Source organism: Roseomonas sp. F4 (genome assembly GCF_053891155.1).
Window position 1 is genome coordinate 915,932 of sequence record NZ_JBSSHK010000001.1, and the last position, 25,042, is coordinate 940,973.

Annotated in this window: 24 protein-coding genes and 1 other RNA gene; 11 read left to right on the forward strand and 14 right to left on the reverse strand. The window is 70.1% G+C overall.

What is annotated here, in order from left to right:
* Position 1: 1 nt before the first annotated feature.
* The 3 genes from ACVFYP_RS04375 to ACVFYP_RS04385 all read right to left on the reverse strand — a co-directional run bounded on the left by ACVFYP_RS04375 (position 2) and on the right by ACVFYP_RS04385 (position 2,120).
* The gene (locus tag ACVFYP_RS04375) at positions 2 to 697 is read right to left on the reverse strand and encodes an N-acetylmuramoyl-L-alanine amidase (protein WP_499198900.1); all 696 of its coding nucleotides are present in this window, start codon (positions 695 to 697) and stop codon (positions 2 to 4) included.
* Positions 698 to 782: 85 nt separating this feature from the next.
* Positions 783 to 1,556 (reverse strand): TerB family tellurite resistance protein, encoded by a 774-nt coding sequence (locus ACVFYP_RS04380; RefSeq protein ID WP_499198901.1) that lies wholly within the window; start codon positions 1,554 to 1,556, stop codon positions 783 to 785.
* Positions 1,557 to 1,604: 48 nt separating this feature from the next.
* The gene (locus ACVFYP_RS04385) at positions 1,605 to 2,120 is read right to left on the reverse strand and encodes a winged helix DNA-binding protein (RefSeq protein ID WP_499198902.1); all 516 of its coding nucleotides are present in this window, start codon (positions 2,118 to 2,120) and stop codon (positions 1,605 to 1,607) included.
* 134 nt (positions 2,121 to 2,254) lie between these two features.
* Here ACVFYP_RS04385 and ACVFYP_RS04390 point away from each other — a divergent pair, with 134 nt between their 5' ends.
* From ACVFYP_RS04390 to ACVFYP_RS04400, 3 genes are all read left to right on the forward strand, one after another.
* Positions 2,255 to 5,863: a hydantoinase B/oxoprolinase family protein gene (locus ACVFYP_RS04390; protein WP_499198903.1), complete on the forward strand. Its 3,609-nt coding sequence runs from the start codon at positions 2,255 to 2,257 to the stop codon at positions 5,861 to 5,863.
* Between the two features lie 160 nt (positions 5,864 to 6,023).
* On the forward strand, positions 6,024 to 8,867 hold the full coding sequence (locus ACVFYP_RS04395) for an AsmA family protein (protein WP_499198904.1): 2,844 nt from the start codon (positions 6,024 to 6,026) through the stop codon (positions 8,865 to 8,867).
* A gap of 75 nt (positions 8,868 to 8,942) precedes the next feature.
* On the forward strand, positions 8,943 to 9,230 hold the full coding sequence (locus tag ACVFYP_RS04400) for a hypothetical protein (RefSeq protein WP_499198905.1): 288 nt from the start codon (positions 8,943 to 8,945) through the stop codon (positions 9,228 to 9,230).
* Here ACVFYP_RS04400 and ACVFYP_RS04405 read toward each other — a convergent pair.
* From ACVFYP_RS04405 to ACVFYP_RS04420, 4 genes are all read right to left on the reverse strand, one after another.
* Complete coding sequence (locus ACVFYP_RS04405) at positions 9,212 to 9,439, reverse strand: ribbon-helix-helix domain-containing protein (protein WP_499198906.1); 228 nt, start codon at positions 9,437 to 9,439, stop codon at positions 9,212 to 9,214. The genes ACVFYP_RS04400 and ACVFYP_RS04405 overlap by 19 nt on opposite strands.
* A 79-nt stretch (positions 9,440 to 9,518) precedes the next feature.
* Positions 9,519 to 10,934 carry a class II fumarate hydratase gene (locus tag ACVFYP_RS04410; RefSeq protein ID WP_499198907.1) on the reverse strand — a complete coding sequence of 472 codons (1,416 nt, stop codon included), beginning with the start codon at positions 10,932 to 10,934 and terminating at the stop codon, positions 9,519 to 9,521.
* Between the two features lie 59 nt (positions 10,935 to 10,993).
* The gene (locus ACVFYP_RS04415) at positions 10,994 to 11,404 is read right to left on the reverse strand and encodes a VOC family protein (RefSeq protein WP_499198908.1); all 411 of its coding nucleotides are present in this window, start codon (positions 11,402 to 11,404) and stop codon (positions 10,994 to 10,996) included.
* Between the two features lie 3 nt (positions 11,405 to 11,407).
* The gene (locus ACVFYP_RS04420) at positions 11,408 to 11,806 is read right to left on the reverse strand and encodes a RidA family protein (protein WP_499198909.1); all 399 of its coding nucleotides are present in this window, start codon (positions 11,804 to 11,806) and stop codon (positions 11,408 to 11,410) included.
* A 182-nt stretch (positions 11,807 to 11,988) separates the two neighbouring features.
* On the opposite strand from ACVFYP_RS04420, the gene ACVFYP_RS04425 reads away from it, so the two are divergent.
* The gene (locus ACVFYP_RS04425) at positions 11,989 to 13,539 is read left to right on the forward strand and encodes an ABC transporter substrate-binding protein (protein ID WP_499198910.1); all 1,551 of its coding nucleotides are present in this window, start codon (positions 11,989 to 11,991) and stop codon (positions 13,537 to 13,539) included.
* 39 nt (positions 13,540 to 13,578) lie between these two features.
* Here the strand turns inward: ACVFYP_RS04425 and ACVFYP_RS04430 are convergent, their stop codons facing one another.
* The 6 genes from ACVFYP_RS04430 to ssrA form a co-directional block, all read right to left on the reverse strand.
* Positions 13,579 to 14,463, reverse strand: coding sequence for an alpha/beta hydrolase (locus ACVFYP_RS04430; protein WP_499198911.1), 885 nt, complete (start codon positions 14,461 to 14,463; stop codon positions 13,579 to 13,581).
* Positions 14,464 to 14,513: 50 nt separating this feature from the next.
* Positions 14,514 to 15,455 carry a helix-turn-helix domain-containing protein gene (locus tag ACVFYP_RS04435; protein ID WP_499198912.1) on the reverse strand — a complete coding sequence of 314 codons (942 nt, stop codon included), beginning with the start codon at positions 15,453 to 15,455 and terminating at the stop codon, positions 14,514 to 14,516.
* 88 nt (positions 15,456 to 15,543) lie between these two features.
* Complete coding sequence (locus tag ACVFYP_RS04440; RefSeq protein WP_499198913.1) at positions 15,544 to 15,792, reverse strand: DUF1272 domain-containing protein; 249 nt, start codon at positions 15,790 to 15,792, stop codon at positions 15,544 to 15,546.
* 2 nt (positions 15,793 to 15,794) lie between these two features.
* Positions 15,795 to 17,396: a fumarate hydratase gene (locus ACVFYP_RS04445; protein ID WP_499199539.1), complete on the reverse strand. Its 1,602-nt coding sequence runs from the start codon at positions 17,394 to 17,396 to the stop codon at positions 15,795 to 15,797.
* 162 nt (positions 17,397 to 17,558) lie between these two features.
* The gene (locus ACVFYP_RS04450) at positions 17,559 to 18,059 is read right to left on the reverse strand and encodes an SspB family protein (RefSeq protein ID WP_499198914.1); all 501 of its coding nucleotides are present in this window, start codon (positions 18,057 to 18,059) and stop codon (positions 17,559 to 17,561) included.
* Positions 18,060 to 18,118: 59 nt separating this feature from the next.
* Positions 18,119 to 18,434: a transfer-messenger RNA gene (gene ssrA, locus ACVFYP_RS04455) on the reverse strand.
* 58 nt (positions 18,435 to 18,492) lie between these two features.
* Between ssrA and thyX the strand changes: the two genes are divergently transcribed.
* Genes thyX through ACVFYP_RS04475 form a run of 4 tightly spaced genes read left to right on the forward strand, consistent with a single transcriptional unit; the run spans position 18,493 to position 21,200 of the window.
* Positions 18,493 to 19,431, forward strand: coding sequence for an FAD-dependent thymidylate synthase (thyX, locus tag ACVFYP_RS04460; protein ID WP_499198915.1), 939 nt, complete (start codon positions 18,493 to 18,495; stop codon positions 19,429 to 19,431).
* Positions 19,421 to 19,699 carry a hypothetical protein gene (locus tag ACVFYP_RS04465; RefSeq protein WP_499198916.1) on the forward strand — a complete coding sequence of 93 codons (279 nt, stop codon included), beginning with the start codon at positions 19,421 to 19,423 and terminating at the stop codon, positions 19,697 to 19,699. The genes thyX and ACVFYP_RS04465 overlap by 11 nt, the downstream gene beginning before the upstream one ends.
* 14 nt (positions 19,700 to 19,713) lie before the next feature.
* Positions 19,714 to 20,313 (forward strand): HD domain-containing protein, encoded by a 600-nt coding sequence (locus ACVFYP_RS04470; protein WP_499198917.1) that lies wholly within the window; start codon positions 19,714 to 19,716, stop codon positions 20,311 to 20,313.
* Positions 20,310 to 21,200, forward strand: a complete 891-nt coding sequence (locus tag ACVFYP_RS04475; RefSeq protein ID WP_499198918.1) for a ribokinase — start codon at positions 20,310 to 20,312, stop codon at positions 21,198 to 21,200. The genes ACVFYP_RS04470 and ACVFYP_RS04475 overlap by 4 nt, the downstream gene beginning before the upstream one ends.
* On the opposite strand, the gene ACVFYP_RS04480 is transcribed toward ACVFYP_RS04475, so the two are convergent.
* On the reverse strand, positions 21,190 to 22,308 hold the full coding sequence (locus ACVFYP_RS04480; protein WP_499198919.1) for an Mrp/NBP35 family ATP-binding protein: 1,119 nt from the start codon (positions 22,306 to 22,308) through the stop codon (positions 21,190 to 21,192). The two genes, ACVFYP_RS04475 and ACVFYP_RS04480, sit on opposite strands and share 11 nt — an antisense overlap.
* Before the next feature lie 420 nt (positions 22,309 to 22,728).
* On the opposite strand from ACVFYP_RS04480, the gene hflK reads away from it, so the two are divergent.
* From hflK to ACVFYP_RS04495, 3 genes are read left to right on the forward strand one after another with little or no spacing between them, the layout of a single operon-like run.
* Positions 22,729 to 23,790: an FtsH protease activity modulator HflK gene (gene hflK / locus ACVFYP_RS04485; protein WP_499198920.1), complete on the forward strand. Its 1,062-nt coding sequence runs from the start codon at positions 22,729 to 22,731 to the stop codon at positions 23,788 to 23,790.
* A complete protein-coding gene (gene hflC / locus ACVFYP_RS04490; RefSeq protein ID WP_499198921.1) occupies positions 23,787 to 24,812 on the forward strand; it encodes a protease modulator HflC in 1,026 nt (341 codons plus the stop codon). Before hflK ends, hflC begins: the two co-directional genes overlap by 4 nt.
* Before the next feature lie 4 nt (positions 24,813 to 24,816).
* The gene (locus ACVFYP_RS04495; RefSeq protein ID WP_499198922.1) at positions 24,817 to 25,014 is read left to right on the forward strand and encodes a DUF2065 family protein; all 198 of its coding nucleotides are present in this window, start codon (positions 24,817 to 24,819) and stop codon (positions 25,012 to 25,014) included.
* The last annotated feature ends 28 nt before the right edge of the window (positions 25,015 to 25,042 follow it).

Genomic DNA, 25,042 nt, shown 5'->3' on the forward strand with positions numbered 1-25,042 from the left:
CTCACCCCACCGCCGCGGCCACCGCCGCCAGCCGCGCCAGCGTCGCCGCATCCGCCTGCCCATCCACCCGCCCCGGCGCCCAGTGCCGCTGGAAGGCGCGCAGCAGCACGGGCAGGGGCAGGTCGGTGCGATAACCGATGCGGCCGAGCATTGTCAGCGCATCCGCCCGAGGTTCCGCGAGGCCTTGTGGCCACAAGCCGACGCCATTCGCCGCGAGCCCTTCCCAGTCGAACAGCTCGCCCGGATCGTCCTTGCGGTCCGGCGCGATGTCGGAATGCGCCACCACATCGCGCGGCGCGATGGCGTGGCGGGACAGGATGGCCAGGCACAGATCGCAGACGGCGGCCATCTGCAAGGCGGGGAAGGGGCGGTAGCCGAATTCATGGCCGGGATTGACGATCTCGATCCCGATGGAGCGCCCGTTCAACAGAGTCTCGCCACGCCAATGGGAGATGCCGGCATGCCAGGCGCGCCGTTCCTCCGGCACCAGACGGAACACCGCGCCATCCTCCTCCACCACGTAATGGCTGGAGACGCGGGCCGCCGGGTCGCGCAGCCGGGCGATCGCCTCGGCGCCGGATCGCATGCCAGTGTAGTGCAGCACCAGCATGTCCACCGGCTGCGGACGTTCATCGTGGTTCGGGCTGGGCGCTTCGTGAATCCGCGGCCCGCCCTGCGGCTGCCAGGCGAGGCTCACAGCCCGCGCTGCCGCTGGATGCGGTCCCCCGCCTTTGCGCGAAGCGCGAAGGCCGGCGCGAATGCCTGGGACTGTAGGGCGACGCTCATAGTCCGCGCTGCCGCTTGATGCGGTCCCAGGCCGCGTTGATCTCGGCCACCTTGCGGGTGGCGCGGTCGACGAATTCCGCCGGCACGCCGCGGGAGGCGAGGCTGTCCGGATGATTTTCCCGCATCAGCTTGCGCCAGGCGAGGCGCACCTCCTCATTCGTCGCCGTGGCCGGCAGGCCGAGGATCGCATAGGCGTCGATCTCCTCCACCTGCCGCTGCGCGGCACCGCCCTGCCCACCCTTGGCGCGGTTCCAGGCCGCCTCATCCAGGCCGAAGCGCAGATGCACGCCCTGCAGCATGCGCAACTCGCCCTTGGTCATGGGGCCGTCGGCGCGGGCGATGTAGAACAGCGCGGTCAGCACATCCTCCAGCATGCCGCGATTGTCGGCGAAGGCCTCGCCCAGCCGTTCGGCGAAGGTCTCCCACCCGCCGGCATCGCGTCGCGCCTCGTCGAACATCTGCGCCACCTGGCGCAGATTCTCGGGCGGGATGCGGAACATCGTCTTGAAGGCGTCGATTTCCGTGCGCGACACCGGGCCGTCCGCCTTGGCCAGCTTGGCTGAGAGCACGATGACGGAGATCGCGAACAGCGTTTCCTTGTTGCCCAGCAGCGCGGCCATATCCGCCGCGCCGGGGCCGATGCGCCCGCCAATACCGCCCCCTTGGCCCTGATCCGCCGCATGGCCCAGCGCCGCGCCCATCACCGCGCCGAGCGGCCCGCCGGTGACGAAGCCGGCGACCCCGCCCAGCAATTTGCCCCAGATGCTCAAGCTGGCCTCACTTTTGTCCCGGCGGTCCTAGCATGGGTGAGGCTGGCGCTACAGGGTCGCCGCGGCGCGCGCGGCCTGGTCGTAAAAGCCCGACAGACCGCGCAGCAACTCCGCCACTTCGGAGAGTTGGGCCTCGCTGGGGCCGCCGGCCCGCAGGGGGCGGGCGAGCAGGCGTTCCCGCACCGCCGCGTAATCGGCGCAGAGCGCGGCCCCGGCCTCCGTCGCCGCCACCAGCTTTTCCTTCGCCGCGCGGCTGGTGGCGACCAGGCCGGCGGCGGCCAGCTTGCGGATGGCGTAGTTCACGATGTGCGCATCCTCGATATCCAGCACCAGCAGGATATCGGCCAGCCGCTTCGGCCGGTCGCGGTGGCGGACCGTGTGCAGGATCAGGATCTCGGTGGGTGACAGGCCGGGGCGGCCGGCGGCGGCCATGCAGCGCGTCATCCAGCGATGGAAGCCGTGGCCGGCGAGGATCAGCCCGTATTCCACCTCCGACAGGCCCGGGGAGGCGCCGGCGGCCAGATGGGCGGAGGAGACCACGGGGGTCGTGGCTTTGCTGGTCATCCTGGGCCTCCCGCGACAACGAATTAACGTTGACGATTTATCGGTAAATCGTCAATGACGAAGGAGCCCGCCGGCCGGCCTTGCGCCGATCCGGCATGGGTGTGATCAGCGACGGACCTCGGGGGTTTGCGGCAATGGGCGGCTGGCAGTTCTGGATCGATCGCGGCGGCACTTTTACGGATATCGTGGCACGCGATCCGGAAGGACGCCTGACGACCCGGAAGCTGCTCTCCGAGAATCCCGGCCGCTACCGCGACGCCGCCGTCGCCGGCATCCGCGCCTGCCTGGACCTCGCACCGGACGCGCCGCTGCCGCCCGGCCTGGTGGAGGCGGTGAAGATGGGCACCACAGTGGCCACCAATGCCCTGCTGGAGCGCAAGGGGGAACGGGTGCTGCTGCTGGTCAATCGCGGCTTTGCCGACATGACCCGCATCGGCAACCAGGCCCGGCCCCGGCTGTTCGACCTTCAGGTGAAGCTGCCAGAGCTTTTGCAGGAAGAGGTTTCTGAAATTGGCGGCCGCATGGCGGTCGATGGCACCGAGATCGAGCCCTTGGATGAGGACGCCGCCCGTGCGGCCCTCACCGCCGCTCATGCCAGGGGCATCCGCGCCGTCGCCATCAGCCTGATGCATGCCTGGGCCTATCCGGCCCATGAAATCCGCCTCGGCGAATTGGCGCGGGAGGCCGGCTTCAGCCAGGTCAGCCTCAGCCACGAGGCGAGCCCGCTGCCCCGCATCGTGCCGCGCACCGACACGGCCGTGGTCGACGCCTACCTCTCCCCGATCCTGCGCCGCTATGTGGAGCAGGTGGCCGGCGAGATGCCCGGCGTGAAGCTGTACTTCATGCAGTCCTCCGGTGGCTTGGCGGAGGCGCGCAGCTTCCAGGGCAAGGATGCCATCCTGTCCGGCCCGGCCGGCGGCATCGTGGGCGCCGCGCGCACCGCCGCCATGGCCGGCTTCGAAAGGATCATCGGCTTCGACATGGGCGGCACCAGCACCGATGTCGCGCTCTATGCCGGCGAGTTCGAACGCGCCTTCGAAACGCAGGTGGCCGGGGTGCGCATGCGCGCGCCGATGATGGCGATCAACACGGTGGCGGCCGGTGGCGGCTCCATCCTGAAATTCGACGGCGCGCGCTTCCGCGTCGGTCCGGAAAGCGCCGGCGCGGTGCCCGGCCCGGCCTGCTATCGGCGCGGCGGACCGCTGACCGTGACGGATGCGAATGTCATGACCGGCAAGATCCAGCCGGCGCAGTTCCCCGCCATCTTCGGCCCGAATGGCGACCAGCCGCTGGATGCCGATGTGGTGCGCCAGAAATTCGCGGCGCTGGCGGCGGAGATCGAGGAAGCGACCGGCCAGACGCAGGATGCGCGGGCTGTGGCGGAGGGCTTCCTGCGGGTCGCCGTCGCCAATATGGCCAATGCCATCAAACAGGTCTCGATCCAGAAGGGCCACGACGTCACCCGCTATGCCCTGACCTGCTTCGGCGGCGCCGGCGGGCAGCATGCCTGCCTGGTGGCGGATGAGCTGGGGATGGAGACGGTGTTCCTGCACCCCTTCGCCGGCGTGCTCTCCGCCTATGGCATGGGCCTCGCGGATCAATCCGTGATCCGGGAGGCGGCGGTGGAAGCGCCACTCTCGGCCGATGGCATGGCCGATCTCGCCACCCGGCTGGATGCGCTGGAACAGGCAGGGCGGGAGGAGTTGGCCCGCCAGGGCGCCGCGCCGGAGGCGCTGCGCGCCGCACGCCGCCTGCATCTGCGTTATGCCGGCACGGATTCCTTCCTGCCCGTGCCCTTCGCCGATCACGCGGCGGCGCTGGAGGCCTTTACGGAAGCGCATCGCCGCCGCTTCGGCTTCGCCACGCCGGAACGCCCGGTGGTGGTGGAGGCCTGTGTGGTGGAGGTCACCGCCCCCGGTGAACAGGTGGCCGAGGCGAGGCTGACCCCGCGCCCGGATGGCGAAGCACTGCCCCTGCTGGCCGAGGTCCCCGTCTTCATGGCTGGCGCTGCCCATACCGCCCCGGTGCTGGACCGCGACGCGCTGTGCGCCGGCGACCGCATCCCCGGTCCAGCGCTGATCCGCGAAGCCATCGCCACCACGGTGGTGGAGCCCGGCTGGACCGCCGAGGTCACGCCGCGCAACCACATGATCCTACGCCGCACGACCCAGCGCGAGGCCGCGCGCGTGGCGGATGCGACGCGGGTTGATCCGGTGATGCTGGAACTGTTCAACAACCTGTTCATGTCGATTGCCGAGCAGACCGGTGCGGTGCTGCAGAACACCTCGCTCTCGGTGAACATCAAGGAACGTCTCGACTTCTCCTGCGCCATCTTCGATGCGACGGGCCGGCTGGTGGCCAATGCACCGCATGTGCCGGTGCATCTGGGTGCCATGGGTGAAAGCGTGCGCACCGTCATCCGGTCCCGCGCCGCGACCTTGCGGCCGGGCGACGTGGTGGCGCTGAACAACCCCTTCAATGGCGGCACGCATCTGCCGGATGTCACCGTCATCACGCCGGTCTTTGACACGGCGGGGCAGGAGATCCTGTTCTTCGTCGGCTCGCGCGGCCATCACGCCGATATCGGCGGCCTCACCCCCGGCTCCACGCCCCCCGGTTCCGCCACGCTGGAGGAGGAGGGCGTGGTCATCGACGACTTCCTGCTCGTCTCCGAGGCCCGGATGCGGGAGGCCGAGTTCCGTGCCCTTCTGGCCGGCGCCAAATATCCCGCACGCAGCCCGGATGTGAATGTCGCGGACATCACCGCCCAGGTCGCGGCGAATGAGAAGGGTGTGCAGGAGCTGCTCCGCGCCGTCGCCGAATTCGGCCTCGACACGGTGCGCGCCTATATGCGGCATGTGATGGACAATGCCGAGGCGGCGGTGCGCGGCGTGCTGGATCGCCTGGCCGATGGCAGCTTCGAGACGACCATTGATGACGGCACGCCGCTGAAGGTCGCCGTGCGCGTCAATCGCGAAACCCGCAGCGCCGTCATCGACTTCACCGGCACCGGCCCGCAGCGGCCGGACAATTTCAACGCCCCGGCCGCCGTCTGCCGCGCCGTGGTGCTGTACTGCTTCCGCTGCCTGGTGGGGGAGGAGATTCCCCTAAATGATGGCTGCCTGGTGCCCCTGGAGATCATCGTGCCGGAGGGCACCTTCCTCTCGCCCCGCCCCGGTGCGGCGGTGGTCGCCGGCAATACCGAAGTCAGCCAGATGACCTGCAATGCGCTGCTGGCGGCGCTGGATGCCTGCGCTTCGGCCCAGGCGACGATGAACAACCTGCTTTTCGGCGATGCCGTTTACCAATACTACGAGACCGTCTGCGGCGGCACCGGTGCCGGCCCCGGCTTTGCCGGAACCTCCGCCGTGCAGACGCATATGACCAACACGCGCATGACGGACCCCGAAGTGCTGGAACTGCGCTACCCCGTGAGGCTTGAGGAGTTTTCCATCCGCCGCGGCTCCGGCGGGGCCGGGCAATGGCCGGGCGGCGATGGCAGCCGCCGGCGCATCCGCTTCCTGCGGCCGATGGAAGCCGTCATCGTCGCGTCTCGCCGCCGCGTCGCCCCGCATGGGCTGCATGGCGGCGCGGCCGGTGCCCCCGGCCAGCAATGGGTGGAACGCGCCGATGGCAGCGTGCAGCCGATGCAGGGCTGCGACCGCGCCAGCTTGAATCCCGGCGACGTCCTGGCGCTGGAAACCCCCGGCGGCGGCGGCTGGGGCAGCGCCCCGGTGGCATGACCATCGCCGCACCTTTCCCATTCCCGACATCCCCCAAACGCCCTCTCCCCCCGTCGGGGGGAGAGAGTTGGGTGAGGGGGGTTCCCCCGTATCACGGCAGCCTCAGCTACGGGTCGCGCCCCGCTGCACTGCTGACGACCGCTCGGCCCACGCCCTCGTCATGAAACGCCTTCTCGCCGCCCTGGCCCTGCTTGTCCTGATCGTCATCGGCGCCCTCTGGTTCGGGCCGCGCTTCGTCGATTGGGAGCCCTGGCGCGCGCGCCTGGCGGAACTCGCCTCCGCCCAGCTTGGCCGGCCGGTGACGCTGGAGGGGGCCGTGGAACTGGCCCTGCTGCCGCAGCCCGTGGTCCGCGCCGGTGGCGTCGCGGTGGGAGAGGCCGGGGAGGAATACAGCTTCACCGCGCGCCTGCTGCGCGTGCGGCTCGACCTGCCGGCGCTGCTGCGCGGCAGGCTCTCGCCGCGGGAAATCGCGCTGGTCGGCGCCGAGCTGACCCTGCCCTGGCCGCCCGGCCCGATGCTGGCCTTTCGTCCACCGGCCTGGATCACCCAGCTCGATGCGAATCTGGAGGATGGCCGCGTCCGGGTCGGCGATGCGGTGCTGGAAGGCGTCACCGCGCGCCTGACCTCCGGCGGCGCCGCGCAGACGCTGGAGATGGCCGGCGCCTTCACCTGGAACAGCCGTCCTACCCGCTTCACCGCCTCCCTTGGCCGGCCCGGCTGGGACGGCGTCTCGACCTTCGAAGTGGCGCTGGTGCTGCCTGAGATTCTGGGCAATGCGCGCGGCGTGCTGATCCCCGGCACTGGCTTCGAGGGCACGGTGGAAGCCAGCGGCCCCAACCTCGCCGCCCTGCTGCCGAGCCCGGCCGGCGCCTTCCGCGCTGCCGGCCGGCTGAACGCCTCCGCCGAGCTGATCGCGGCGGATGAGCTGGCAATCGAAATCGCCGGCAATCCGGCCCGCGGTGCGGTGGCACTGCGGCTGGCGCCGGTGCCCAGGCTGGATATCGCGCTGGTCGCCGGGCGGCTCGACCTGGATGGCTGGGTGGGCGCGCTGCGTGGCGCCGGCACGCGGCCCTGGCCGATCTCCATCGACCTCTCGGCCGAGGCCGGGATGTTCCGCGGCATCACGCTGCGTCGCCTGCGCGGCGCCGCCTTCCTGGAGGAAGGCCGGCTGACGCTGTCCGATATTTCCCTGCTCCTGCCGGGGGAGACGCAGCTCGATATCGCCGGCGCCACGGCGGGGCAGCGGTTGGAACTCGGCGCCCGCTTCGCCGGCCCCGACATCCGGTCCAGCCTCGCCGCGCTCGGCCTGCCGGTGGAGGAGCTGGACCCGACCCTGCTGCGCCAGGGCGAGGGCCGCATGCGCCTGGTGCTGGAGGATGCGCAGGCGGCGATGCCGGAGCTGGTGGCGAATTTCGGCGATATCCAGATCTCGGGCGCCGGCGTGCTGCGCCACGGTGCCCGCCCGGCGCTTGGCCTTGGCCTGTCGATCGACACGCTGGATCTGGCGCGCTGGCTGCCGCAGGGCTTTGATCCGGCACGCGCCGGCCGTGCCCTGGGCAGCGTGGACCTCAACCTGCGTCTGGCCGCCGAGCGTGTCGTGCTGCGGGATGCGGTGATGCAGCGCGCCGCGCTGGATGCGGCGCTGGAAGGCGGGCGGCTGACGCTGCGCCGGCTGTCCGGGCGGCTGGCGGAGGTCGATCTGGCGGCTTCCGGTGTGCTGACCCTCGCGCCGCAGATGCGCCTGCAGGATATGAACATCGAGCTGACCGGCCCCAATGCCCGCGGCATCGCAGCGCTGCTGCCGGGCGGCTGGCCGGATGGCACGCCGCTGGTCGACCTGCCGCTGGCGCTGCGCCTGTCCGGCGGCGGCGCGATGGAGGCGCTGGCGCTGCGCGGCAATCTGGACCTCGGCGAGTTGCGGCTGGAGGCGAATGGCACGCTGAACGCGCCGCAGCGCAGCGGCAATCTCGGCCTGACCCTGCGCCACCCCGGCGCGCCGCGCCTGTTGTCGGAGGCCTTCGGCCTTAGTGCCGGGGAATGGATGGGGGAGGGGTCCTTCTCCCTGATCGCCAATCTCGCCGCCGGGGCGCGGGAGATCCGCGCGGAGAGCTTCGAGCTGGTGGCGGCCGCCTTGCGGGCACGGGGATCGCTGGCCCTGGCCTTTGGCGCCCGCCCGCGCCTGACCGGCCGCATCGCCGCCGAGACGCTGCCGCTGCCCTTCCCGGGCTGGCGCGCCACGGCCCCGCTCGGCCTGCAGACGCTGGCCTCGTTGGATGCCGAATTGGGCATGGAAGTCGGGCGCCTGCTGATCGGCGATGCGGTGGCGGAGGAGGCGGCCGCGACCCTGCGGCTGGGGGAAGGTCGGCTGCGCCTCGAAAACCTGCGCGCCCGTCTGGCCGGCGGCCAGATGGAGGCCACGCTGACCGCCGAGACCGCGCCCGGCCTGCCGCCCCGCCTGGCGCTGGCTGGACGCCTGGCGGATGTGACGCTGGGGGCGCCGCTGTTCGGATTGCCGGTGGACCTGGCGACCGCGCGCGGCAATCTCGGCTTCGCGCTGGAGGCGGTCGGCCACAGCCCGGCGGCGCTGCTCGCCTCGCTGTCGGGCAGCCTGCAAATGGATCTGCGCGATGGCGTGCTCACCGGATTCGACCTGGCCGGCGCCACCACGGCCAGCGCCGGCGCCGATGCGCTGGCGGCGGAGGTGGCGGTCCGCCAGGCCCTGCTCTCGGGCGCCACCGCCTTCGATCAGCTTCAGGGCGAGGCCTCATTGAATGCCGGGCGGCTGCGGCTGGAGGCGATGCGCATGGCGGCCGAGGGCGGGGCTTCCGCCGGGCTGGATGGCAGCATCGACCTGCCGCGCGCCACGCTGGATCTGCGCGTGCTGGCGCGGCCAGCGATGCCGGATGCGCCCGATCTCGGCCTGCGCCTGACCGGCCCGGCCGATGCGCCGCGCCGTCTGCCCGAAACCTCCGCCTGGGCACGCTGGCGGGCGGAGCGTGGCTGAATCATCGCGTTTTCGTGATGCATCCAGCCGGCCTCCTGCTCCCGATGGATGGGCATCCATCACGCGGGACCAGGCATGACCGAAACGACCGAACCCTCCCTCGGAAAGGGACAGGCGTACGGGCCGATCTACACACGGCGACTGTCAGACAAGATTTTAATCGCCTTCCACCAGGCCTGTGACCAGGACCATCTGGAGGTCGCCCGCATGCTGCTGGAATGCTGCGAAATGGCGATGCGCAGCACCCGGCAGCCGATGCGCGAACAACGTCGGGCTGTCGAGACGCTCTGCGCGGCGCATGAACGGCTGTGGTTGCTGCGTAACCCTGACCGGGCGATGGCGGATTACGAGGAGGCGGGCTGAACCGCCATCCGCAGCGCCTGCACCCGCAAGGCGCTGGCCAGGGGAAGGTCGGGATCGGGCCGCGCCGCATCCACCGCGGCGACCAGCCCGGCCAGGCTGATCCCCTGCCGCGCCGCCGCAGCTTCCAGCACCACCCAGAATTCGGCTTCCAGAGCGACGGAGGTGCGGTGCCCGGCGAGGCGGAAGGACCGCTTCCGCAGATGCCTCATGGCGAATACCCGTGATGGCGACCGATCATCGCATCCACCGCCGGTTGGGCGCGGCAGCCTTTCGGCTGCCCACCCGCCTTCACCCGCCGCCGTCCAGCGTGCCGCCGGGCCGCAGCATGTCCTCTGGCCGCACCCAGCGGTCGAAATCCGCCTCCGACACATGGCCGAGCGCCGCGGCGGCGGCCTTCAGCGTGATGTCCTCGGCCAATGCCTTCTTGGCGATGGCGACAGCCTTGTCGTAGCCGATGCGCGGGTTCAGCGCGGTGACCAGCATCAGCGACTTGCCCAGGTTGTCCGCCAGCTTCGTCCGGTTCGGCTCCAGCTTGTCGACCATGTTATGGGCGAAGCTCTCGGCCACATCGGCCAGCAGCCCGGCGGATTGCAGCACCGCCTGGATGATGACGGGCTTGAAGACGTTCAGCTCCAGATGCCCCTGGGCGCCGCCGATGGTCACGGTGACGTGGTTGCCCATCACCTGGGCGCAGACCATGGTCATCGCCTCCGACTGCGTCGGATTGGTCTTGCCCGGCATGATGCTGCTGGACAGGCCATCGGCAGGGATCACCAGTTCCGACAGCCCGGCGCGCGGGCCGCTGCCGAGCAGCCGCACGTCATTGCCGATCTTGTTCAGCGATACGGCGATGGTGTTCAGCGCGCCGGAAAGCTCCACCAGCGCATCATGCGCGCCCATCCCCTCGAAGGGATTTCTGTTCGCGGTGAAGGGCAGGCCGGTGAGGTCGGCCATGATGCCGGCGAAGGTCCGGGCGAAATCGGGATGGGTGTTGAGCCCGGTGCCCGCCGCCGTCCCGCCCTGGGCCAAGGGCATCAGCCGGGGCAGGGCGTCGCGCAGCCGTGCGATGCCAAGCTCCACCTGGCAGGCCCAGGCGGCGGCTTCCTGGCCGAGGGTGACCGGGACCGCATCCATCATATGGGTGCGGCCGATCTTGGTCAGATCCGCCCATTCCTTCGCGCGCCGGTCGAGGCCGGCATGCAGCACGCCGAGGGCCGGAATCAGCCGCCCCGCCACCGCCTCCGCCGCCGCCACATGCATGACGGTGGGGAAGCTGTCGTTGGAGGACTGGCCGCGATTGACGTGGTCGTTCGGATGCACCGGCTTGCGGCTGCCAAGCGGCTGGCCCAAGGCCCGGTTGGCGAGGTTCGAGATGACCTCGTTCGCGTTCATATTGGTCTGGGTGCCGCTGCCGGTCTGCCAGACGGGCAGGGGGAATTCCGCGTCGTGCCGCCCGGCCGCGACCTCCGCTGCCGCCGTCGCGATCGGCTCCGCGATGTCCGCGGGCAGCTCCCCCAGCTGGGCATTGGCCTGGGCCGCGGCCTGCTTCTGCAATCCGACCGCGCGGATCAGCCCCGGCGGAAAACGCTCCGAGCCAATGCGGAACAGCCGGCGCGCGCGTTCCGTCTGCGGGCCCCAGAGCCGGTCGGCGGGGATATCGATGGTGCCGAGGCTGTCGGTCTCGGTATGGGTCGCTTCTGTCATGCGGATCTCCTTGGCAAAGGAGATGGGGCTTGCGAGCCGGCTGTTCCCATCACGCCTGGTTATTCGGTGAATCGGTCCCCATAGGTCGCGATCTCGATCAGATTGCCATCCGGATCGCGGCAATAGACCGAGGTGATGGGGCCGAGCGCGCCGGCCTTGGCCACCGGCCCCAGCTCCACGGTCACGCCGCAGCTTCGCAGATGTGCGGCGATATCCTCGGCCGAGACGGTGACGATGAAGCAGAGATCCTGCGTCCCCGGCTCCGCCAGCACGGAGGAGAACCATTCCGTCTGGCTCGCGTCGCGGGGGCGCAGATTGATCTTCTGGCCGCCGAATTTGAGCGCTGTGCGGCGCTGCTCGCCGAAGCTCTCACGCTCCATGCCCAGCACGCGCTCATACCAATTGGCGCTGGTGCCGACATCGGCGCAGGTGATGACGATGTGGTCCAGGCGATCGACGGCGAAGCGCATGCCCTATTTATCCCCTTCGCGGCGGCGCAGCCGGGCTGTCACCTCGATCTCGATCCGCATCTCCGGACCCTGCAGCCCGGCCATCATCATGGTGGAGGCGGGCTTGGTGCGGCCCAGCCACTTCTTCACCACCGGCCAGCAGGGCGGCCAGTCGGCGCGGTCGGGCAGGATGAAGGTGGCGCGCACGATATCGTCGATCCGCCCGCCGGCCTGGCGCAGCGCAGCCTCGATGTTCCTGAAGGTCTGCTCGCACTGCTCGACCACGCCGGGGGCGATGGTCATGGTCGCGTAGTCATAGCCGGTGGTGCCGGAGACGAAGATCCAGTCGCCATCGATGACGGCGCGGGAATAGCCAATTTCTTCTTCGAAGCGGCTGCCGGAGGAAAAACGGGTGCGGGCCATGTAAAGGTCGGTTCCCGGTCGGTGGCTGGATGGGCGCAGGCATATCCCAGTGGCGCCGCGGCAGGAAGGGGCAGGGTGCCCGCGGCGAAAAGGCGCCGCAGCCCCGGTGCGCCGGTGGCGGGAGGGTGGCACTCTGCCGGAATCGCGCCCAACGGGGCGAATGGCAGCAAGGATCGCACCGCATGAGCCTCGTCACACGCCTCGCTTTGGGGCTGTCGCTGTTGGCCGCCCCAACGGGGTTTTGGGCCTCCGCCGAGGCGCAGACGCTGCGTATCGGCATCCAGTCCCCGCCCAGCACGCTGGACCCGCACTGGCTGCTGAACCTGTCCAACACCGGCGCCCTGCGGAACATCTTCGATACGCTGGTGGCGCGCGATGCGACCATGGCGCTGAAGCCGGGGCTGGCCGAATCCTGGCGGGTGGTCGATGACACGACCTGGGAGTTCAAGCTGCGTCCGGGCGTGCGATTCCATGACGGCACGCCGCTGACCTCGGCCGATGTCGCGGCCTCCTTCGCCCGGGTGCCCAATGTGCCGGGGAACCCCAATCCCTATACCATCTACCTGGCCGGGGTGACGGGCGTGGAGGTGGTGGACGACCTGACCTTCCGCATCCGCACCAGCGGGCCGACGCCGATCCTGCCGACCAATCTGACGCAGATCTTCATCCTGCCGCGCAGTGTCACCGATTTCGGCAATGCCGAGTTCAATTCCGGCCGCGCGGTGATCGGCACCGGCCCGTTCCGCCTTGGCACCTGGCGGGCGAACGACCCGCTGGTGCTGCGCCGGAACGAGAGCTGGTGGGGCGGCGCCGTGCCCTGGGACACGGTGAGCATGACGCCGATCCCGAACGACGCGGCCCGCGTTGGCGCGCTGCTGGCCGGCGATGTGGACTTCATCAACAACGTGCCCTTGCAGGATGCCGAGCGTATCCGCGGCGACCAGCGGGTCGCGCTCTTCGCCGGGCCCTCCATCTATGCCGTGAACATCTATCCGGATGTGGAGCGGGACGATGCGCCGGGCATCGAGGCCGGCGGCCGCAACCCGATGAAGGATGTGCGCGTGCGCCGCGCCATGTCGCTGGCCCTGAACCGGGAGGGCATTTCGCGCACCATCCTGGAAGGCTTTGCCGACCCGACCGACCAGGCTGTGCCGCCCTTCATCTTCGGTGCGGTGGCCGACCGGCCCTCGCCGGCGGCTGACCTCAACGCGGCCCGCACGCTGCTGGCGGAGGCCGGCTGGGGGCAGGGCTTTGGGCTGAACCTGTTCTGCTCACCCAATCGTACGCCGCGAATCTGCCAGGCGATTGCCGCCGCCTGGACCCGCATCGGCATCCGCACGACGGTGGAGGTGGTGCCCCAGGCCAACTTCCTGCCGCGCCGCAACCGGCGTGACTACGGCGTCTTCGTGACGGTCTTCGGGTCCCTGACCGGCGAGACCTCCTACCTCATCGGCTCCCAGCTGCACCGCCGGGGCGTGGTGACGGGCCTCGGCGCGCTGAACTTCACGGGGGCGGGCACGGAGGCGATGGATGCGCTGATCCAGCGGGCGCGGGCCACGCTGGACGATGCCGACCGCGCCAGCCAGCTCGCCGCGCTGGTGCGGCAGACGGCGGATGAGGCGCTGATCATCGGGGTTGGCATCCTGCGCTCGGTCAATGCCGGCAAGGCCGGGCTGACCTTTGAGGCGCGGGCGGATGAGGAAGTGCAGGCGGTGGCGATCCGGCCGCGGTGAATGGCGGCGAGGTTGCTCATGGCCACGGTCCTTCCAGCGTCAGGCGAGCGCGTTGGACAGGAAGCGGCCGAGCTGCGCCACGGTGGGATCGATGACGGCCGGCTCGTCGTAATAGGCGAGATGCGGCGTCGTCCCCTGCCATGACAGGGCCTTGGCCGTGCCGGGGATGGCGGCGAAGTGCCGGCGGGCGGCGTCGGGCAGGAAGCAATTGTCGCTGTGGATCATCAAGAAGGGCTTGGTGAGCCGGGCGGCGGCACTCAGGCTTTCGTAGCCCAGCAGGTCAGCATCGCTCATCACCGCATAGCGGTTGTCCCAGATGCCCCGCTCGGCCCAAGGATGGTACCAGTCCCACACAAAGCCGCCCGGCATGCCGACATCCATCCGTTCGGCATCGATGGCCGGGACGTATTCGACCTCCCCCGTCTCGGCGAAACGCAGCCGCGCCTTCCAGCCGCGCTCCAGCCGAAGCTGCCGGGCGGCCTCCCCCAGCCACTGCACATCGGCATCGAGGTCGCGGTAATGGCCCGCGATGGTGGCGCCGGCGCGCAGCGTCGCGTCCTCGGCCAAAGCGCGAATCATCTCGGATGAGCCCTGGCAGATGCCGAGCCCCGCGATGCGCTGGCCATCCACCGCCGCCTGCCCGGCGAGGAACCGCGCGGCGGCGCGGATATCGGCAACCTTCGCCAGCGGATGCTCCCACCGCCGCGGCGTACCGCCGCTTTCCCCATGGAAGCGGCAGTCGAAGACCAGGGCGGCGAAGCCCGCCGCAGCCAGGCGGCGCGCATATTCGCTGGGCGCCTGCTCCTTCACATAGGTCATGGGACCGATGATGACGACGGCCGGCGCAGGCGCGGTGGCGCCTGGCGGCAGGTGGAGATGCCCGACCAGTGGGATGCCGTCGGATTCGAATGTAACCCGTTCCATCATGATGCTCCGGCTTGGGGTGCCTGCCTGTCTGGCCGCACCCGGCGCATCTAGGCGGTGGCGGGGTCCTCCGACTTGGACCCGATTGCGCCGTGAGATGATTTCTGCGGTGCGGCATTGCCGCGAGCTTGGCTGGGCGCCATGCCGAAGCGCCGGCGGAACTGGCGGGCCAGATGGGCCTGGTCGGCGAAGCCGCAGGCCGCGGCGATGGCGGCGATGCTGGGCTCGGGCCGTGCGAGCAGCGCTTTCGCGCGCTCCAACCGCCGCTCCGTCACGAAGCGATGGGGGGTGCTGCCGGTGCTCTGGCGGAAGACGCGGGTGAAGTGGAAGGGGCTGAGCCCGGCCAGGCCGGCCAACTCCTCGACGCCGATGGCATGGTCCAGATGGGCATCTATGAATTCGACGAGCAGCCGCAGCTTGTGCCGGGGCAGGCCGCCCTTCGCCGCCGGCTCCATCCGGCCGTGCAGGCGCAGCAGCTGGGCGGACAGGGCGACGGCCATGCCATCCGCGAAAAGGCGGCCCGCGGTGCCGCCGGCGAGGGTTTCCGCCAGCAGCGCCTGCAGCAGGGCGACAAGGGCGGGATCGGCGACGCCGAAGCCGGGCTCCATGGCCGGCAGCCCGCCGGTCAGGCTGCGGATGCGTTCGGGGTCGATGACCGCGGCGCCCCAGCGGGAGGTCTGCGCGACGCGGAAGCTGAAGGGCGTTTCCGCCGGCTGGATCCAGAGCGTGCCGGGGGGGATGACCTCTCGCCGGAAGCCATGGGCGGTGCGGCGTTCGATGACGAGGGCTTCCGCGGCGCGATTGACGGCGAGGTAGTGACCTCGCACGACGAGGTCATCCACCGACCAGCCGTCATTCTGGCCGGCTTCGACGTGAAGGCCGTTCCAGCCCAACCCGGCGCTGCTGGCGACCAGCCGGGCGTGTTCCAGCGCGCGCACGGGACCACGGCCCGCACTGCCGGCACGACCGAAGGGGATGCGTGACCCGGGCACGCGCAGGATGGCTCGTTACGGTTGCCACCCTACGAGGGCATGGCGGCGGCGGTCGCGGCAAGGAAATTCGGCGGGGTGGCGGGGGGCCTCAGCCCGTACAGACCGGCAGCGTGCTGCGCTTGTGGATCGTGGAGGCGGGAAACCGCTCCAGCTTGCCCGCAGGGCGGATCGGGCGAGGCACCAGGTTGCCGCCGCAATTCGGGCAGAGCCCGCCGGGCAGGCGCGTCGCGGCGCAGTCCCGGCACCAGGTGCATTCGAAGGAGCAGATCAGCGCCTCAGTCGACTGCGGCGGCAGGTCCCTGCCGCAGCATTCGCAGTTGGGGCGCAGCTCCAGCATCACTACTCAAGCCCCTCGTAGAAGTCGTTCCCCTTGTCATCCACCACGATGAAGGCCGGGAAATCCTCAACCTCGATCCGCCACACGGCTTCCATGCCGAGCTCCGGATATTCCAGCACCTCGACCTTGCGGATGCAGTCCTGCGCCAGCCGCGCCGCGGGGCCGCCGACGCTGCCGAGGTAGAAGCCGCCATAGCTCTGGCAGGCCTTCAGCACCGCCTTGCTGCGATTGCCCTTGGCCAGCATCACGAGGCTGCCGCCGGCCTTCTGGAAGGCCTCGACATAGCTGTCCATGCGCCCGGCGGTGGTCGGGCCGAAGCTGCCGGTGGCGTAGCCATCGGGTGTCTTGGCGGGGCCGGCGTAATAGACCGGGTGGTTCTTCAGGTAGTCGGGCAAGCCCTCGCCGCGATCCAGCCGTTCCTGCAACTTGGCGTGCGCGATGTCGCGCGCGACCACCACCGTGCCGGTCAGCGAGACGCGGGTCTTCACCGGGTGCTTCGACAGCTCCGCCCGGATCGCCTCCATCGGCTGGTTCAGATCGATCCGCACCACGTCGCCGCCCAGGATTTCGTCGGTCGCCGCCGGCAGGTAATGCGCCGGGTCCTGCTCCAGCTGCTCCAGGAACACCCCTTCCGGCGTGATCTTGGCCTTGATCTGCCGGTCCGCGCTGCACGACACGCCGATGCCGATGGGCAGGGACGCGCCATGGCGCGGCAGGCGCACCACGCGCACGTCATGGCAGAAATACTTGCCGCCGAACTGTGCGCCGATGCCGAGGTTCTGGGTGAGCTTGTGGACTTCAGCCTCGAATGCCACGTCCCGGAAGGCGTGGCCGGCCTTGCTGCCCTCGGTCGGCAGGGCGTCCAGCCATTTGGTGGAGGCCAGCTTCACCGTCTTGAGATTCGCCTCCGCGCTGGTGCCGCCGATGACGATGGCCAGGTGGTAGGGCGGGCAGGCGCTGGTCCCCAGCGTCTTGATCTTGTCTTCCAGGAAGGCCAGCAGCTTCGGCTTGTTCAGCACCGCCCGCGTCTGCTGGAACAGGAAGGTCTTGTTGGCCGATCCGCCGCCCTTGAGGACGAACATCAGCTTCATCTCGTCGGCGTGGTGCTCGCCCGGCTCCGCCATGATGGAGAATTCCACCGGCAGGTTGTTGCCGGTGTTCACCTCGTCCCACATGGTCAGGGGCGCCATCTGCGAATAGCGCAGATTGGTCTCGGTATAGGTGCGGTGGACGCCGTAGCTCAGCGCCTCCTCCTCATCGCCCTCGACCCAGACGCGCTGGCCCTTCTTGCCGAAGACGATGGCGGTGCCGGTGTCCTGGCACATGGGCAGCACGCCGCCGGCGGCGATATTCGCGTTCTTCAGCAGGTCGAGCGCCACGAAGCGGTCATTCGGGCTCGCCTCCGGGTCCTGCAAAATCTTCGCGAGCTGGGCGAGATGCGCGGGCCGCAGCAGGTGGGAGACGTCCTTGCATGCCGCAAAAGCCAGTTCTTCCAGCGCCTGCGGCTTGATCTTCAGAACGGTCTGGCCGTCGCAGGTCGCGGTGCTGACACCCTGGATCGGCAGCTTGCGATAGGGGGTGGTATCCGCGCCGAGCGGATACATCGGGCTGTACCGAAACCCCTCGGGCCGGGTCGGCGCGATCACAGGGCTGTCGATGTCGAGCGGTGCGGACACGGCGGTTCTCCGTGGGCGCCGGCACGCGGGGTGGGCGGCGCCTCGTGGGGTCGGCAGAAAGGCAGCCCCGGCTGACCGGGGCCGGGGGGATCAGTCCCGCGCGGGGCGGCGCCGGAAGGCGTCCAGGCTGACCACCTGGGCGGGGGCCTCCGGCGCGGCGGGGGCGGATTCGGGTTCGGCCGGCGCGGGCTCCTCGACCGGTGCGTCCTCCATGCTGGGCTGGAAGCGCAGGCCGTAGCGCACGGCGGGGTCGGCGAAGCCGGTCAGGGCGGCAAAGGGCACGACGAGGGTCGAGGGCACGCCGCCGAAATGCAGCCGAACGGAGAAGAGCTGCGCGGCCCGGTCGACGATCAGCGCCTCGAACTGGTGTTGCAGCACGACCGTCATTTCCTGCGGGTAGCGGGCCTTCAGATGGCCCGGCACCTTGGTGCCCGGATGGTCGGTGCGGAAGGTGATGTAGAAGTGGTGCTCGCCGGGCAGGCCTTCCCGCGCCGCAAGCTCCAGCGCGCGCATCACGACCTCGCGCAGCGCGTCATCGGTCCAGCGCTCATAGGGGATCAGGCTATCGGCTGGACGTGCGTCATCACTCATGCGGAATTCCCTTTGCGCGGACCATAGTCCCGAGGCGACGGGCGCGAAAGAGGCGCGAGAGTGGGGGGCTTCTGTTGCCCGGTGCCCCCCGAACCGCGCTTACCTTATTCAGGCAGCGAGTGCGTAAGCCTCGCGGCTATTGTCGTTCGCACTTAGAGATTAGCCCGATAACGGCGGTACAATGCCGGGCAAAAACGACCTCTTTACCACGCGCGTCGAAGCTGTTTCGCCCCCAGGATTTCCCCGAAGGGAAGGTTGGTGGAGGCGCCGGGCACTGCCCCCGGGTCCGCAACGATTATTCCAGGTCGCGTTTATCACCATAGCTACCGAGGTAGCGGACCCTATGTAGGCGCATCGGCGGGCAGAATCCAGGGGGATGCCGTGAGAGCCGCGCTGGGCTAGTACAGCCACCCTTTACCGACAGGACTCGGGCATGGCCCTGACGCCGCAACAGCAGCTTGAGATCGACGCCGCGCGAAGCGCCAGCCACGCTACCCGGCGGCCGACCGTGCCGGCCCTGGAAGACATGCTGTTCACCGCCACCCCGGTGCTGGACCATGGCTTCGTCCGCGTCGTCGACTATATGGGCGACGATGCCGCGATCGTGCAGGCCGCCCGCGTCTCCTACGGCCGCGGCACCCGCGCGGTGACGGAGGATCGGGGCCTGATCCGCTATCTGATGCGCCACCGCCACTCGACCCCCTTCGAGATGTGCGAGATCAAGTATCACGTGAAGCTGCCGATCTTCGTCGCCCGGCAATGGATCCGCCATCGCACCGCCAATGTGAACGAATACTCGGCGCGCTATTCGATCCTCGACCGCGAATTCTACATTCCCGCGCCGGAACACCTGGCCGCGCAGTCCGCCGTGAACCGCCAGGGCCGGGGCGAAGTGCTGGAAGGTGACCAGGCCGCCCGCGTGCTGGACCTGCTGCGGGAGGATGCGACCCGCAACTACGACCACTACCTCGACATGCTGAACGAGGACGAGCAGGGCCAGCCCGTCGATCCCGGCCGCGCGGGACTCGCCCGCGAACTGGCTCGGATGAACCTGACGCTCAACGCCTATACCCAGTGGTACTGGAAGACGGACCTCCACAACCTGCTCCACTTCCTGTCGCTGCGTGCCGACGCCCATGCCCAGTACGAAATCCGCGTCTATGCGGAGGCGATGATGCAAAGCGCCGAGGCCTGGGTGCCGATCGCCACCGCCGCCTTCCGCGACTATCGCCTGGGCGCTGTCACCCTCTCCGCCCAGATGCTCGGCATTGTGCGCCGGATTCTGGCGGGGGAGGCGGTGGACCAGGCGTCCTCCGGCCTGTCCAAGCGCGAATGGCGCGAATTGATGGAGACGCTCGGCCGTGCCGCCTGAGGCCCCGGCCGGCCGCGCGCCCCGCGCCCGCCCGGCCAGCCCGCGCCCCGCCGCCAGCCGCGCCAAAGGCGCGTCCCGGCCGCGCGGGAAGGGTGCGGTGCCGGCGCGGCTGGATTGGCTGACGCGCTGGTGGAAGGTGGCGCTGCTGGTCACCCTCATCACCATCGGCCTGCCGCTGGCCCATGCGATGTTCGGGGAGGTCGTGGCGCTGCTGGGCGGCGCCGTGCTGTTCGGCTTCCTGCTCGGCCGCTGGACCGCCGGGGTTTGAAAGAGACACGGACCATGGATGCCGACCGCACCGCCGCCCTGATCGGCTTTCTGGCCCTGGCCGACCGCCTCAAGCACATCGAGCGCCGGGGGGAGACCGCCAATCCCGACGGCACCTCCCGCCGCGAGAACTCCGCCGAGCATTGCTGGAACGTCGCCTTGGTCGCCCTGCTGCTGCATGGCGAGATGCCGGAGCCGCGCCCCGATCTCGGCCATGCCCTGGCGATGATCGCCGCCCATGACCTGGTGGAGATCGAGGCTGGCGACACCTTTGCCTATGACGAGGCGCATCTGCTGACCCAGGCGGCGCGGGAGACGGCGGCGGCCGATATCGTCTTCGGCGTCCTGCCCCCCGATCTGGGCACAAAGCTGCGCGGGCTGTGGGAGGAGTTCGAACAGGGCGAGACCCCCGAAGCCCGCTTCGCCATGGCCTGCGACCGCGCCCAAGGCTTCTTGCAGGGCGTCATCGGCACCGGGCATTGGCGCCATGCGGGCATCGCCGAAGCCGCGACCCATGGCCGCATGGCACCGGCCCGCGCCGTGGGGCCGGCCTTCGAGGCCCTGATCGCGAATCTCTATGAGCGCGCCCGGGCCGGGCGCATGTTCGCCGAATGAGCATTCTTGTCTTCGGCTCCGTCAATACGGACCTCGTCTTCACCGTTCCCAATCTGCCGGCGCCCGGCGAAACCGTTCTGGGCGAGGGCTTTGCCCAGATGGCCGGCGGCAAGGGCGGCAACCAGGCGGTCGCCGCCGCGCGCGATGGGGCGGAGGTCGCCTTCGTCGGCTGCGTCGGTGAGGACGGCCTGGCCAAGGTCGCCCTCGGCGCGATGCGCGATGCCGGGGTGGATCTGTCGCGGCTGATCGCGGTGGATGAGCCGACCGGCGTGGCCAGCATCTGCGTCGACGCCGAGGGCCGCAACCAGATCGCCGTCGCCCCCGGCGCCAACCGCATGACCCGCGCGGCGCAGGTGGAGGATGCCGCGCTGCATCCGGGCATGACCCTGCTGATGCAGATGGAGGTCCCGGCGGAGGAGGTGGCGACCCTGATCCGCCGCGGCGCCGAGGCCGGCGCCCGCTGCATCCTGAACCTCGCCCCGCCCGGCGAGATGCCGGAGGAGGCGCTGCGCGCCCTGCATCTGCTGGTGCTGAACGAGCATGAGGCCGCGGTGCTCGCCACCCGCCTTGGCACGGAGGCCACCGCCGGCGCCCTGCACCTGGCTCTTGGCATCGCCGTCGCCGTGACGCGCGGCGCGGCGGGGGCAGAGGCCGCGAGTTCGGAAGGGGCCATCGCCATCCCCTGCTTCCCGGTGATGCCGGTGGACACGACCGGGGCCGGGGACACCTGGTGCGGCGTGCTCGCCGCCGGCCTCGATCGCGGCCTGACGCTGGAAGCCGCGATGCGCCGCGCCGCCGCCGCTGCGGCGCTGGCCTGCACCCGCCCCGGCGCCGCGCCCTCGATGCCGGTGGCGGCGGAGACCGAGGCGCTGCTGTCTACGCGATGACGATCTTCGGCCCGGCCGCCGCGCCCTCCGCCAGCTTTTCCCGCAGGCGGGTGGCGATGCGCTGATAGGTGGCCGCCTCCTCCGTCTCCGGTCGCGCGGCGACGATGGGGGTGCCGGCATCGGCCAGTTCGCGGATCGCCAGCTTCAGCGGCAATTCGCCCAGGAACTCTACCCCCAGCCGCTCCGCCTCTACCCGCGCGCCGCCATGGCCGAAGATATCGGTCTGGTGGCCGCAATTCGGGCAGCAGAAGAAGGCCATGTTCTCGATCAGGCCGAGCACCTTCACGCCCACCCGCTCGAACATCCGCACCCCGCGCCGCGCATCCAGCAGCGCCACATCCTGCGGGGTGGAGACGATGACGGCGCCGGCCAGCGGCACGCGCTGGCTCATCGTCAGCTGCGCATCGCCGGTGCCCGGCGGCATGTCGACGATCATGATGTCGAGCCTGCCCCAGGCGACCTGGCCCATCAGCTGCTCCAGCGCGCCCATCACCATGGGGCCGCGCCAGATCATCGGCGTTTCCTCCTCCACCAGGAAGCCGATGGACATCGCCTTCAATCCCCAGCGGGACAGCGGGATGATCTGCTGGCCCTCCGTCCGCGGCCTTTCGCGGGTGCCGAGCATCTGCGGCAGGGAAGGGCCGTAGATATCCGCATCCAGCAGCCCGACCTTCAGCCCCTGCATGGCCAGCGCCACGGCCAGGTTCACGGCGGTGGTGGACTTGCCGACGCCGCCCTTGCCGGAGGCCACGGCGACGATGGCGCCAACATCCGGCAGCAGCATCTGGCCCTGGCCGGGTGTGCCCCCCGGCGGCGCCTTGCGCCCCGGCTCCGGCGCCGCCGGCTTGGCCGGCTCAGCCCGATGCGCGGTCAACACCACGGTGGCGGAGAGCACGCCGGGCACGCCGGCGGCGGCGCGCTCGGCGGCGGCGCGCAGCGGCTCACTCTCCCGCGCCCGCTCGCGCGGCACCTGGATGGCGAATTGCACCATGCCGGCCTTCACTGCCAGGCCATCCACCATGCCGGCGCTGATCACGTCCTGGCCGCTGACCGGGTCGCGCACCCCACGCAGCGCATCGCGCACCGCCTGCTCCAACCCATCGCCCATCGCTTGAAAAACCCCCTGTTCCATACGATATCGCGCCTATCGGCCGATGACGCCGCATGCGCGCGCATGCCCGCCATTCTGGCCTGGCCGCCCTGGCCTCTGGACGCTGACCTCCGGTCCGTTCGGAGGGTCGGCCTGCGCCACCCCGGCCCGGCATTCCGGTTCGGTTCATCCGCGGACGACGAGCCTCATATGGACCGTCGTCGCGGCTGCTGCACCCCTCCCCATCGATGGAGGGGCGTGGCAGGATTTCGATTGCGTTTGGAGGAGGCCTAAAGCCCGATGGCGTGGAACAGCAGCGGCGGACCCAGCCCCTGGGGCAATCCCCGGCCCGGCGGACCTTGGGGCCAGCCGCAGCCGCCTTCGGGCGGAGGCCAGGGTGGCGGCGGCGGTGGTGGCCGCGGACCCGACCTCGATGACATGATCCGACAGGCCCAGGATGCCGCGCGCCGCATGCTGCCGCGCGGCCTGGGCGGTGCGGGCCTCGGGCTGCTGGCCCTGGTGCTGGTCGGCGGCTGGCTCGCCTCCGGCATCTATCGGGTGCAGGCGGATGAGCAGGGTATCGTGCTGCGCTTCGGCGCCTATACCCAGACCACCCAGCCGGGCCTGAACTATCACCTGCCCTGGCCGATCGAGACCGTGACCACGCCGCGCGTCACCCGCATCAACCGCGTCGATGTCGGCTTCCGCGCCGCCGCCGATTCCGGCCAGGCCGTGCGCCCGATTCCGGCGCGCGACGTGCTGGAAGAAAGCCTGATGCTGACGGGCGACGAGAACATCATCGACATCGATTTCGCCGTCTTCTGGCGCATCCGCGATGCCGGCGAGTACCTGTTCAACACCCGCAACGCCGAGGCGACCGTGAAGTCCGCCGCCGAAAGCGTGATGCGGGAAGTGATCGGCCGCACGCCGATCCAGCCGGCCCTGACCGAGGCGCGCGCGCAGATCGAACAGGCCGTGCGGACCGGCACGCAGGGGATCATGGACCAGTATCGCGCCGGCGTGGAAATCACCCAGGTGCAGCTGCAGAACGCCCAGCCGCCGGCCCGGGTGGTGGACGCCTTCATCGACGTGCAGCGCGCCGGCGCCGACCGTGAGCGCGCGCGGAACGAGGCCGAATCCTACCGCAACGGCATCATCCCCGCCGCCCGCGGTGAATCCCAGCGCCTGGTGCAGGAGGCCGAGGGCTTCCGCGAAAGCCAGATCTCCCGCGCCCGCGGTGAATCGCAGCGCTTCCTCTCCGTGCTCTCCGCCTATCAGGTGGCGCAGGACGTGACCGTGCGCCGCATGTACATCGAGACGATGGAGGAGGTGCTGCGCCGCAACCCGACCATCCTGATCGACAACAACCTGCAAGGCATGGTGCCCTTCCTGAATCTGGACAGCACCCGCCCCACCCCGCTGCAACCACAGCCGCAGCGCCAGGGCACGCCGCCCACGCCGCAGCCCAGCGCCCAGCGCCCGGCGGGAGCGATCCGATGAACAAGCTGATCGCCCTCGGCGTTACCGTCGCCATCGTCCTGGTGGTTGCCGCCTCCACCCTGTTCACCGTGCACCAGACCCAGCAGGTGCTCATCACCCAGTTCGGTGAGCCGATCCGCGTGATCCGCGATCCGGGCCTGCATGCCAAGATTCCCTTCGTGCAGTCGGTCATCGCCTTCGACCGCCGCCTGCTCGACTTCGACGCGCCGGCGGAGGAGATCATCCTCGGCGACCAGCGCCGGCTGAGCGTGGACAGCTTCACCCGCTATTCCATCACCGACCCGCTGCGCTTCTATCAGACGGTCGGCGTCGCGGAATCCGGCATCCGCGCCCGCATCAACTCCGTCGTCACCTCCGCCGTCCGCCGGGTGCTGGGCAATGAGCCGCTGCTCTCGGTTCTGTCGAATGACCGCGCCCGGATCATGGGTGAGATCCGCCGCCTGGTGAATGAGGAGATGCGCGCCTTCGGCATCGAGGTGCTGGATGTCCGCATCCGCCGCGCCGACCTGCCGGAACAGAACACAGATGCCATCCTGTCCCGCATGCAGTCCGAGCGGCAGCGCGTCGCCGCCGAGGAACGCGCCCGCGGCCAGGAGGAAGCGACCCGCATCCGCGCCGGCGCGGATCGTGAGCGCACCGTGCTGCTGGCCGAGGCCCAGGCCCAGGCCGATATCCTGCGCGGTCAGGGTGAGCAGGATGCGATCCGCATCTTCGCCGAGGCCTTCCAGCAGGACCCGCAGTTCTTCCAGTTCTACCGCAGCATGCAGGCCTATCGCGAAGCCTTCTCGGGCGGCGATACCCGCCTGCTGATGTCGCCGGATAGCGAATTCTTCCGCTTCTTCCGGGAGAGCATGCCAGCCAGCCTGACGCCGCAAGGCACCGGCGGCCGCCCGGCCGCTGCTTCCGGCGCCGCCCAGGCACCCGCGACGCCTGCGACTCCTGCCCCTGCCCCTGCGACGCCGGCCCCGGCTGCGCCCAGCGCCCCGCCGGCCGTGGTGGCGCCGACGCCGGCACCGCAATAGGGCGATGCTGGACTTCCGCCACGTCCTGGCGGGGGTGGCCGTGATGCTGGCGGTGGAGGGGCTCTGCTACGGCCTTTTCCCCGCCGCCATGAAGCGGATGATCGCCAGCCTTCTGACCTTGCCGGACCAGCGGGTCCCGCAGATCGGGCTGGCGGCGGCGACGGCAGGCGTTCTGGCCGCCTGGATCATCGTGCTGATCTGAAATGGCCGGTCTGACATGGCCAGTCTCG